The organism is Thermus neutrinimicus (genome assembly GCF_022760955.1).
Taxonomy (GTDB): Bacteria; Deinococcota; Deinococci; order Deinococcales; family Thermaceae; genus Thermus; species Thermus neutrinimicus.
The window spans coordinates 67,781-78,354 of record NZ_JAKTNU010000008.1 but is presented as its reverse complement, the minus strand read 5'-3'; the positions used below and the strand labels follow the sequence as shown (position 1 = coordinate 78,354).

The following is a 10,574-nucleotide window of genomic DNA, read 5'->3' as shown; positions in this document are numbered from 1 at the left end:
ATTGAGGGCTCACATGCAGGAGGGAAGCATAGTGTACAAACTTAGGGGCGCAAGCTCCAAACCCGAGAAAAGCCAAAGGAGGTCCTCCACCATCCGCTCCAAGAGGCGGGCCCCAAGAATCTGGTCCCTCAACGTTTGCCGCACCCGCCTTTCCACCTCCAGCTCGCTCTCGGCCACGGTTAAGAAGGCAGCTGGCACCAGCACCTCGGTTTTGTATAGGTCCGCCACGTCGTACACAAAGGACAGCAACTTACCCGTGTGGATGAAGCCCAGGGCCGGGCTAAACCCGCTGGATACGATGGCCGCGTGGGCCAGGCCATAAAGGTAGGCAGCCCCTGCGGAAAGGGCACGGTTCACCGGGTCAGAGGCGCCCCAGTTCCTGCGGTCATAGGACCGCCCGTACCAAGGCACCCCCGTTTCCCGGCTCCAACGGGCATAGGCCGCCCTCACCCGTACGCCTTCAAGCCCCCGGACCTGTTCCAAAGTAAGGTTGGGTGGCAAGGGCTCTTGGAAGCGTTTTTGATATAACCGGAACACCACCTCTAGGTGAAGTTTGGGGTCGGCCCAAGCCTTGGCTTGCCGCTGAAGCCTAAGGGAACTCCTGGTATCCCCCAGCCCTTGGGCATAAAACCTGGCAAAACCTTCCCCCACCCAAGCCACCGTGCACCCGTTTCCCGCCAGGGCTCGGATGGCGGCATGGGTGATGCGGGTTCCCGGCCCCAAGAAGAGGACGCCCAAGGACGCCACCGGCACCAGGGTCAGGCCGTGTTGGTCATAGACCCCGATGCCCTGGGCTTCCTGCTCGATGAAAGCGTGCTCCACGTAGAGGTAGGAAAGACCATCCCGGAACTTGGGAAGCTCCTTCAGGTTGCGGGCATTGGGCACCGGGGGCATGACCAGCTTTGGATTATGGGTGAAGGGAGAGTAGGCCTAGTCCTAGGGCCTTTCCTGGACCAATCCCCCTCTTAAGGGACTCTAAGGCCTTTTGCGGGTCCAGCACCTCGAGGGTCCCCTCAAAGAGAACCGCCTGGACCTGAAGAAGATGGCCCCGTTTTCTCACCTCTAGGAAGGTATCCTGTCGGATCACCGCCAGAGGTTGGCCCCTCTCAGAGGGCAACCGGAACCCCCCCTCTTCCAGCTTGCGGGCTAGCCAGGCCAGCTTCTCCTCCCGGGTCTTTAGGGCCACCCTGTCCCCCTTCTCCCGGGAGCGCTTGCTGGGGTTGGCCCGTAGGCGGAAGCGGAACACCTGGCCCTCTCGCAAGGCGGGCTGGAAGGGCTTCGGAGGGTAGACCGTGGCATAACCCTCTGCCAAAACGCTCCAGTCCGGGGGATTAAGGGTCTGCACCAGAACCACGGGGGCATCCAGGGAGCGGGTGGGCTCCAAGCGCCACAAAAGCCTTTCCTGCCCCTCCTTAAGGGGCAGGGACACTGCCCGAGAGAGGGTTCTGTGCATCTCGTAGGGACTAGCCAGGTCCCGACGGGCCTCTTTGGAACGGGGGTTAAGCACCAGCTTGCTGATCCACATCCTCGAGCTCCTTGGCTGGCTCTGACCTCAAGGGGACAGCCTCCTTGGGGATCAGAACCTCGCGAACGTACCGGACTCCGAAGCGGCGCTTGGCAAAAGGGGCGATGGGCTGGTCGTAAACCAACCTTACCTGGCTGGCCTCGGTCACGGGCGAAGCCCGTACCTCGGTCACGGGCGAAGCCCGTACCTCGGTCACGGGCGAAGCCCGTACCTCGAGGACCAAGAGAAGGTCCTCCTGGGGTTTTTGGGCAAGAAGGTAAGGGTATCCCCGCAGGGCCTCCTCGAGGGGTTCGTCCCGCAGGCCGTCGCCAAGGTAGGGAGGGGGGCTAGGAACATAGCCCTTACGGCCCAGGTACAACACGTACCGGGGGTTAAGGAGGGATTCCTGCACCTTTTGCAGGAGGTCCCGAGGGCCCTCGAGGCCCACCAGGAAAGCGGCATCGGAAAGGTAGTACCGCCAGCTCTGCACGTTCACCTTGCCCTTGCCGCTTGCGGGCAAGATGCCCTGGGCCGTCTGGTAGTCCACACGCAACACCCCCCGCTTATCCACCCGGACCCCCAGGCGCAAGGAGGCCAGGTCGGAGATGTCATCCTCCCGGTCCCGACCAAGGGCTGCCGCCAAAAGCCCCAAGACCCCGCTTTTGGTGGGGTAAGGCCAGGTATCCCGGTGGTCAAACCGGCTCCGGGTACCCCAAGACTGCATGGGTCCCTGTAGCCGCAGGAGGAGCGTGGGCATTTTAGCCTCCAAGGAGCTTCCGTGCAGCTTGTTCGGCCGCGCTTCGCAGCTCAGCTAAACTTTCCTTCACCGGAATGTGGTCCACCTTCGCCTCCACCAAGGTTAAGGCGGCCTTCCACTCCGGGTTCAAGGGGCCAAAGACCTTATCAAACTTAGCCCATTCCTTGACCAAGGCCTCCACGGAAAGGGCGGAGATGGGTTTGCTGTCCGTGGGCCGGATGGGACTCTCAAAGGCCGTGGCCAGGTTGCGGGGTAATCCCACCCCCGCCCGGAAGGCCACGAAAAGGGGAGGGTTATGGGCGGCAAAGGAGTTCTGCTTACCGGAGGGCAAAGTTAGAGCAAAGGCTTCCAGGAAAGCCAGGAGACCCTTGATGGCCAGGTCCACATCCCCTTGCAGGTTGGAAAGGAGCTGGTCCAGGTTGACCACCGCATAGCGGTACAGGGTGGCGGAGTAGAACTCCACATCCCCCATCATCCCTGCGCCGGTGTCCTCCTTGGGGTTCAGGTCGTCCACGGCGGTGTAAAAGTCAAACTCCCGGTCCACCTTGTGGGTGGAAAGCGCGTGGGCCACCTGCGCAGCAGCATCCACCCCTAGCTCGGGACGATCCGCCAGCATGCGGCCAAAAAGGGCCAGATCCACCGCCTTCCCGCCATCTAAAACCTTTTCCAGGGCCTTCTTTAGGTCCCCGCTCACCTCCGCTCCCTTTTTGCCCTTTGCCGGATTGGCGGTAAGGGCCTCGAGGTTTTCCCGGATGAGATCCGCAAGCCGGGCAATCTCCCCCTCGCCCAGGAAGAGGAGGTATTCCGTTCGCCCTCCGTCCTTCACGTTGAAGCCCAAAGCGTTCAGGGCGTTTTCCACCGCCAAGCGGGCCCTATTCTCATCTATGCCGGAAAGCCTTTGCAAAAGTGCCTCTACCAAACGCTTCGTCCGAACCGCCCGTTCCTCTTCCGAAAGGAGAGGCCATTCCCGAAATGCCACCCGCACCGCCCGCTTCTGGGACTGGCTGGAAATACGGGCCCGCCGGAAACCTCCAAAGAGGGCATCCTTGGGGCTTCCCGTGTCGTCCCGGTTCAGGTTGCTAGGGGCCACCGTCTGAATCACGTGAAGTTCCAACAGCTTCATTCCGCCACCTCCTCCTTCAAAGAGGCCTGCCCTTCAGGCAAAGCCTCCTCCTTACCCTGCTTTGCGCCATAAAACTCCCTTGCCCACCGCGCCTGAACCCACCTGTCCGGATGGAACCAGGAGACAAGGTGGTCCAGTAGCTGGCCAAAGTCCAACTTCCCCTCCACAAGGAGCACCGCCTGGCGCAGGCGATAGGCGATCTGATCCTCATCGGCATCCAGAAGCGCCAGGAAACGTTTTTCAATGCTTTGCGAATCCCGTTGCTTCTGGGCCTCGTAGAGGGCTCGCGCCAAGGAGCGTCCCGTCCCGTGCTCGCCGTCCTTTAACGCATAAAGGCTGGCCACCAAGTAGTAGGCGTTCCGCTTCCAGCCCTCTTCCCCTTCATGTTGCACAAAGGGTTCCACATAGGGCATGGCCGGGGGGTAGGCTCCTGGCCTAAAGGCCAGGCTCCGTCTGAGGGCAGCCCGGGCAGCCGGCCAAGAGGAGCCTTTTCTCAGGCTCTCCAACCAGTCCACAAACCGTTTTCCCCTGGTTTTGTTTTCCTCCATCCCATCACCTCCTCCGCGCGTTTGCCCCGCCGGATAGCCCCTCCTGGGGCTGACCGGTCAAGGCATCTTTGGGGCCTCCTTCCCTGGAAGGGGCCGCTTTCTGTAAGCTGGCCAAAACCTCAGCAAAGCTCATATCCGCCCCTGCAAGCGCCTTGAGGTGCCTGCCCTCCGTGCCCACAAAGCGCCGGGTCTCACCCCAAGCGCGGCTAGCTGCATCCCCAAGGCGCTCCCGCCAAAAATCAAGCGAATCAGGCTTTCCCAACCGGTCAAGGAACTTTGGGAAATCCAGGTCCAGCTGATGCCAATAGAGCCGCATGAGGGGCAAGGAGTTGACAAAGTTTTCCCGTTCTTTGGCGTCACGATCCCCCAAGACCCCTCGGGCTAGCGCCCAAGCCACCCCTTCAAGCCCCTTGGCCGTACCCTCCGCAAGTTTTAGGGCCTCCTGAAGCCAAACGGTTCCCTCTGGCGTAAACATGTCCTGGGGGAACGGATACACCTCCCGGCGAATGTCCAGGATCTTGGCTTGGTCTGAAACCTGTCCAAGGACGCGAAGCGAGGGGGTGTCGTAGTCCAGGAGTTCTATTGCATGCTCCATGACGGAAGGGATCACGCCACCAGCAGCAGGTAGCATCGCCCCGAAATCCCGCCAGAAGCTACGCTCCATGCTGAGGCGCAGGGTCAGGAGGTTTCCCTTCTGGTCCATGCGGTAGGCCACCATGGGATCCCGCCATGCCACATCCAGGGGCTCAACCCCTGGGCCATAGGCCATCCACCTGACGCCATTCCCTTCATCCAGGTAGAGGACCCCTCGGCTCGGCCACGCGTACACCAAGCTTGTCCCCTCCAGGGGCCACTTGGTGGCATAGCCATGAATGTCTTTGGCGGTAAGTGGGGGGCGTTCCCAAATGGGCAAGCCAGAATCCTCCTGCGGCACCAGGTTCAGGATTAGGGTTTGGAATAGGTTCTCGCCCTCCACCAGAAATACCGCCGGCCGGGCAAGGGGGGCGTCTTTTGCGGAGGTGACTCCCATTCTCCGCAAGAGCCCTCCGGGTGCAAAGGCCTGGTGGACCAAAAGGGCCCGGGCTGCTTCCGCATAGGAAATGAGGGGGGGATTATCGTCCACCGAGTGGTCAAAAAGGGTGGGGTTGTTGCCGCTGGCCAGTTGGGGAAGAAGCTTGCTCCAGGGAAGGAGATCCTCTTGGGGAAGGTCGGGGATCTGGAGAAAGGGGGCGGTATCGTGAAAGAGGTAAAAGCGGTCGCGAACCTGAGCCAGGTACGCCTCGAGGGCATGGGAATCCAACCTTCCCTGGGCCAGGAGGTCCTTGGCATCACATCCCCCCTTTGGGGAAAGGACACGGTAGAGTACCGCCAAGAGGAGCCGGTGTAGGGCAGCCTCCTCGAGGGGGGAAGGGGTCTCGATGCGGGCGATGGTGTGGGCGTCTAGGAGCGCCTTTTCCACCCCCACTTCCACAACCCTCCCTTGCTGCAAAACGGGAATCCACGGCTCCTCTAAGAGGTTAAACTTCGCCACAGGCTCACCTCCTCCCTGCTTCGGCCCTGCGAGAGGGCCCCACTTCGGCTTTTGGGACAGGGCATCCCGGACCCCACTGCGAAGCCGCCCTCTCTAAAGGGAAGCGTACGGGCTCATGCCGACATCCGCTGACGGATTTAAACACGGCGGTACACCACCCCAAGCTCAGGGTCCAGCTCCACCCTTAAAGCCCCTTTCTCCAGGGGGAAGGTGCGCCCCACCTCCAAGAGCCTTAGCCCCCGGAGGAGCCCGCTTTTATGCCAAGCTGGGGGCGGATCCTCATCCCAAAGGCTCCGGGGAATGGGGTGGCGGGAAAGGCGCACGGCCCGGCTCCACAGGGCCAGGACCTCATCCCCCTGGAGTTGCCCCTCGAGCCTGGCAGGATGCCTCCCCTCGGGGTCCAAGGACCACCCCTCCTTTTGGCGGTACAAGGGCACCACGGACACGGCCGGGTCCCCCAAGCGGGTGAGCAAGCGTTGGGTTTCGCGCTTTTCCTCCTCGTCGTCCAGGCCCAAGCCAGCCACCAAGGCGGCGGCATCCACCCCGCTGAGGAGTCTTTCCAGGCGGGCTAGGGCGAGGTTTTCCGCTATCCTGCTATCCTTCATCGCCCGCTCCCGAAGCTTCTCATACGCCTTCTGGGCCCGGGCCCGTAAGCCTTGGGGAAAGACCTCAGGGAGGCGTTCGTAAACCTCTTGCAAGAGCCCCTCGAGGTCCTGGGGCAGGGCCACCTGGTCCCTACCCTTGAGGGAAAACCAGGTGGAAAGCAACACGTAATCCTCATAAACCTTATCCCAGTGAAGTTCTCCGCCGAAGGAGGGACCATCTTCCCCCTTGCTTCCCGCCAAGCCGCCCACCCCCAAAACGGGCTTCTCGTGGCCCTCGGGCCTCCGCCGAGGGTGGCGGTGGAGCCGCCCTGCCCGCTGCAGGAGCAGGTCTATGGGGGCCAGGTCCGAATAGAGGTAGTCAAAGTCCAGGTCCAGGCTTTGCTCCGCCACCTGGGTGGCTACCAGGATGGCCTTTTCTGGCCGGGGCCCGTGCTTGCCAAAAAGGGCTAGGGCAATGGCCTCCCGCAAGGCCCGCTCCTCTGCAGGAAAACGGGCGTGGAGAAGAAAGACCCACGTGCCGTCCGCCAAGCGTTTGCCCACGATCTCCTGCCCCTTTTCCCCCTTGATCTCCATGAGGTCGGGCCAGGTACCCCCGTTTGGCCCCGGTCCCAAACCCTCCAAAAGTTCTTCCAGGGTGACCCTTGCCCCCTCACCCAGGGCCTGATAGAGGTTTTGTGCCCGGTCCACCGTGTTCACAATGGCGCCCACCACCCCTGGCAAACGGGCTTTCAGCGCATCGGCCAGCTCCCTAACCTCCACAGGGGCCGCCTCGAGGAGAAGGGTTTTCCCTTCCAACGTAAAGGTCCGCCCTGCCACCATACCCCCTTGGCCGAAGGCGCAAACCCTGGGGTATGGGGGAAGGGAAAGGGAGGGGTTCCCCTGGCCGTCGCCCAGCCACGCCCTGAGGAGCTCCTCCCGCTTGGCCTGGGGAAGGGTGGCCGTCATGAGCACCACGCTGGATCCCAGGGCCTTAAGCCAGGTAAGCAGGGACTTGAGGAGGCCCGAGGTATAGGTGTCGTAGGCGTGCACCTCGTCCAGGACCACGACGCGGTTCATCAAGCCCCAAAGGCGGATGAAATGATGCTTGACCCTGAGCACGCCCAGGAGCGCCTGGTCCAGGGTGCCCACCCCGTGGCCCGCCAGCATGGCCCTTTTCTTGGCGGAAAACCAGGCGGAAGCGGCCACCCCTCCCTCTTCCCCACGCCCATCCTCGTAAACCTTTGTGGGCATGGCCTTCTCCTGGAGCTCGGCGTATAGGGGGTTAAGGGGGGCAGCACCATGCTGAAGCTGGAGCTCCCACCGTTGGCCAACCGCCAGATTCTCCAGAAAATCCCTCACCCGGGAAAACAGGCCATTGGCCGTGGCCTGGGTGGGCAAGGCCACGTACAGGCCCCGATGGTCCAGTTGTTCCCGGAGCACGTGGTAAGCATAGAGGGCCGCCTCGGTCTTCCCAAGGCCCATGGGGGCTTCCACCAGAAGGAGGGTGGGTTCCTGGAAAGAGGCCCCCAAAGCCTCCACCACGCTGGCCTGCAGAGGGTTTGGAAGAAGGGAAGGGAAAAGCTCTTCAAAGGGGCGGACACCCCCTGGTTGCAGGCTAGGCCAGGGGAGCGCCTCGAGGGCCTTCCTGGCCAGGGATAAGGCCTCTTGCCAGTAACCCTCATGCGCGGGGTTTCTGCCATAGGGGAAGAAATTGGGGTCTGAGGCGATCCAGTCGGCGAAGGAGGCCAAGGCCATCACCCGAAGCGCGCCGGGTTCGGCAAGGTCCCTCACCCCTACCCCCAGGGGCAAGGCCAGCCCCAGGCTCTTCGCCAGCCTTTGCACCAGGTGGTTCCTCACCTCCTTCCAAAGGGCCTCTTCCACCCTCACGTGGAGCCGGCCCTTCCTGAGTTCATCCCCTCGAGGCAAAAACCCGTGGTGCGCTCCCAGGGCCTTGGCGATTTTGAACGATATATGGTCGGGCAACTTCAGGGCTTCTAAAGCCTCCTTGACATAGAGTTCGGTGAAGACCCCATGGGCCACCCAGCTTTCCTTTACCAGCTCCCGGTTCCAGGTGAGGCCGGAGTCCCAGACCCGCTGGGCGCCTTCCTCCCAGGCAGCCTGGAAAACCGGGCTAGCCTTGCCCAGATCATGAAGCCCCGCCAGGAAAGCCACCCAACGCAAGGCCTCCTCTTCCCCCAACTCCCAGTCTGCGGCGTAAAGCTTCCGGGTACGGCCGGGCTCCCTTTCCAGGATGGCCCAGGCCACCGCCGCCGTGTCCAGCATGTGGGCAAGCAATGGATGAAACGGATCCCCGCTCTTGGCCCAAAGGTTTAGAGCTGCTACCGCGATATCCATAGGTCCATGTTATCCTTGCGCGCCGACACCCGTTGACGCTTTTGCCAAAATCTGCCGGACCTCCTCCAACCACAGGCTACGGAGCTCAGGGGGGGCCAGCACCTCCACCCTGGGGCCGAAGCTTTGGATCCAGGAAAGGACTTCCCAAGGCACCCCATTCTTAAAGGGAACCGCCTTAAGCCTGGCGAGGAGGCTTCCGTCGGGGAGGCGTCTGTATACCTCCAAGCCAGGGTAGTCCCCCTCGAGGACCCGCCAGGCGGCCTCCGGCGTGAAGCGTAGCTGGATCTCCACCAGGTCCTCACGGGCCCCCACCACTCCCCAGGCCTGGCGGAAGTAGGCGTTTGGGTCAAAGTCCTCTGGGAGCTCGTAGGTTTCTTCCAGGAGCCGGGTGTTGCGCATACGGGAAAGCTTGAAGGTTAGGACCTGGCGGTGGTACGTGCGCTCGTACCCGATGGCGTAGAGGCCCAGGTTGGTGCGGTTGGCCTCGAGGAAGTAGACCAGGACCTCCTTGGGCCGCCAGTTCTTTGAGCCGCCCGAGCGATACTCAAACGCCAGAACCCGACGCTCCAACAGGGCCCGTGCCACCATCTCGAGGGTGCGCGAGTCCCCCTGCCGCTCCTTCAAGCCGCTGGTACTTTTCAGCAAAAGGGTCCGCAGGGGCTCGGGCAACATTCTGGCCAACTTTTCCAAGGCGCTTTCGTATTGCCGGGTGGGGGCCTGGTGATAAAGAAGCCGCCCAGCGGCAAAAAGCGCAAGGGCTTCTATGGGATGAAGGGTGGGTTGGCGATCGGCTATGCGGTAAAGGCCGCGCCCCATGCGTTCAATGGGGAAGCCGAACTGGGCCAGGGCCTCGAGGTCCCGCTCTACTGTGCGTTGGCTGACGCCGTAATACTGGCTTAGCTCGGCCACACGGTGGGGCCTTAGCTTCAGGCGTTCCACCATGGACAAGAGGCGCTCTGCCTTGGGCAAGGGGTCCATCCTGGAGACATTGTAACCCGGTTGCTGTATACTGAGGCTGCCCGGTAGGCGGGATGTTCCATGGGGAAGTCTTGGTCAGGTACCGGGAGGGGAACTTGAAAACCCAAACCTCCGAGGCCCTCCATGGGGAAAACCCCCTTTCATCACCTAACACTCCCTAGACTTTTTGCATTTAAAAGACATAGAGGGGGGTCAGCGGGCGTTTTTGCTGTCTGGGTCATGTGTAGTCCCCACGCACGTGGGGATGGCCCGACTCACTAGCCCGAAGCTCAGCGGGTATTGTTAGTAGTCCCCACGCACGTGGGGATGGCCCGCCGGGGCCGCCTCAGCCCTCGCCGCTGGAAAGTAGTCCCCACGCACGTGGGGATGGCCCGGATGATGTCTGAAGCCAGAGACTGGACCACGAGTAGTCCCCACGCACGTGGGGATGGCCCGGTTGCGAGGTTTCTGCCCCTCTCCGCCCGCTAGTAGTCCCCACGCACGTGGGGATGGCCCGGTGCCCCCAAAGCCGTTGCGGCTGAAGGCCCTGTAGTCCCCACGCACGTGGGGATGGCCCGGTGTGCGCCACTGGCCGGAGTACGTGGCAGACGTAGTCCCCACGCACGTGGGGATGGCCCGCTGTTTAGACTGGTGTTCATGTACGACATCCCGTAGTCCCCACGCACGTGGGGATGGCCCAGCTGAATCGGCCCGACAGCATCACCGTAGGAAAGTAGTCCCCACGCACGTGGGGATGGCCCGGGCGGAGTTGACATCTCCGTGGTCCTGTTTCTGTAGTCCCCACGCACGTGGGGATGGCCCGCCTGGGCCTCGGAGATCAGCCACGCCCCTAGGTAGTCCCCACGCACGTGGGGATGGCCCTATTCTGGCTTCACCATGCATTTCCGCCCCATTGTAGTCCCCACGCACGTGGGGATGGCCCTACAGCCGCTTCTACGGCCGCCCAGAGGCGCCCGTAGTCCCCACGCACGTGGGGATGGCCCGGCCCCCTCCTTCTCCGTCCGCCCCCTCCCCGGGTAGTCCCCACGCACGTGGGGATGGCCCTGCTGCTCTGCGGGGCAGTGCTCCACTGCAGGGTAGTCCCCACGCACGTGGGGATGGCCCGCGACGGAAAGCGGCGTTCCCCACGGCGTACAGGTAGTCCCCACGCACGTGGGGATGGCCCGGATAGGCAGCCGTGGGGGGAAGAGGAGC

At 62.7% G+C, this 10,574-nt stretch carries 8 protein-coding genes and 1 CRISPR repeat array (1 of these 9 cut by a window edge); all 8 genes read right to left on the bottom strand.

Annotation, left to right across the window (positions count from 1 at the left end; all coding sequences use genetic code 11):
* Positions 1–9 precede the first annotated feature (9 nt).
* The 8 genes from cas1e to L0C59_RS06690 all read right to left on the bottom strand — a co-directional run bounded on the left by cas1e (position 10) and on the right by L0C59_RS06690 (position 9,380).
* Positions 10–894 (bottom strand): type I-E CRISPR-associated endonuclease Cas1e, encoded by an 885-nt coding sequence (gene cas1e / locus L0C59_RS06725; RefSeq protein WP_243090562.1) that lies wholly within the window; start codon positions 892–894, stop codon positions 10–12.
* Positions 895–907: 13 nt separating this feature from the next.
* Positions 908–1,525: a type I-E CRISPR-associated protein Cas6/Cse3/CasE gene (cas6e, locus tag L0C59_RS06720; RefSeq protein ID WP_243090561.1), complete on the bottom strand. Its 618-nt coding sequence runs from the start codon at positions 1,523–1,525 to the stop codon at positions 908–910.
* A complete protein-coding gene (gene cas5e, locus L0C59_RS06715; protein WP_243090559.1) occupies positions 1,500–2,261 on the bottom strand; it encodes a type I-E CRISPR-associated protein Cas5/CasD in 762 nt (253 codons plus the stop codon). The genes cas6e and cas5e overlap by 26 nt, the downstream gene beginning before the upstream one ends.
* A 1-nt stretch (position 2,262) precedes the next feature.
* Positions 2,263–3,384, bottom strand: a complete 1,122-nt coding sequence (gene cas7e, locus L0C59_RS06710) for a type I-E CRISPR-associated protein Cas7/Cse4/CasC (RefSeq protein ID WP_243090557.1) — start codon at positions 3,382–3,384, stop codon at positions 2,263–2,265.
* Positions 3,381–3,932: a type I-E CRISPR-associated protein Cse2/CasB gene (gene casB, locus L0C59_RS06705; RefSeq protein ID WP_243090555.1), complete on the bottom strand. Its 552-nt coding sequence runs from the start codon at positions 3,930–3,932 to the stop codon at positions 3,381–3,383. The genes cas7e and casB overlap by 4 nt, the downstream gene beginning before the upstream one ends.
* A 4-nt stretch (positions 3,933–3,936) precedes the next feature.
* On the bottom strand, positions 3,937–5,463 hold the full coding sequence (gene casA / locus L0C59_RS06700) for a type I-E CRISPR-associated protein Cse1/CasA (RefSeq protein ID WP_243090554.1): 1,527 nt from the start codon (positions 5,461–5,463) through the stop codon (positions 3,937–3,939).
* A 137-nt stretch (positions 5,464–5,600) separates the two neighbouring features.
* A complete protein-coding gene (gene cas3 / locus L0C59_RS06695; RefSeq protein WP_243090552.1) occupies positions 5,601–8,402 on the bottom strand; it encodes a CRISPR-associated helicase Cas3' in 2,802 nt (933 codons plus the stop codon).
* A 9-nt stretch (positions 8,403–8,411) separates the two neighbouring features.
* Entirely contained in the window at positions 8,412–9,380 is a 969-nt protein-coding gene (locus tag L0C59_RS06690; protein ID WP_243090549.1) for a helix-turn-helix transcriptional regulator, read from the bottom strand.
* A 223-nt stretch (positions 9,381–9,603) separates the two neighbouring features.
* Positions 9,604–10,574: a CRISPR direct-repeat array (repeat unit 29 nt; unit sequence GTAGTCCCCACGCACGTGGGGATGGCCCG); it runs 3,272 nt beyond the window's last position.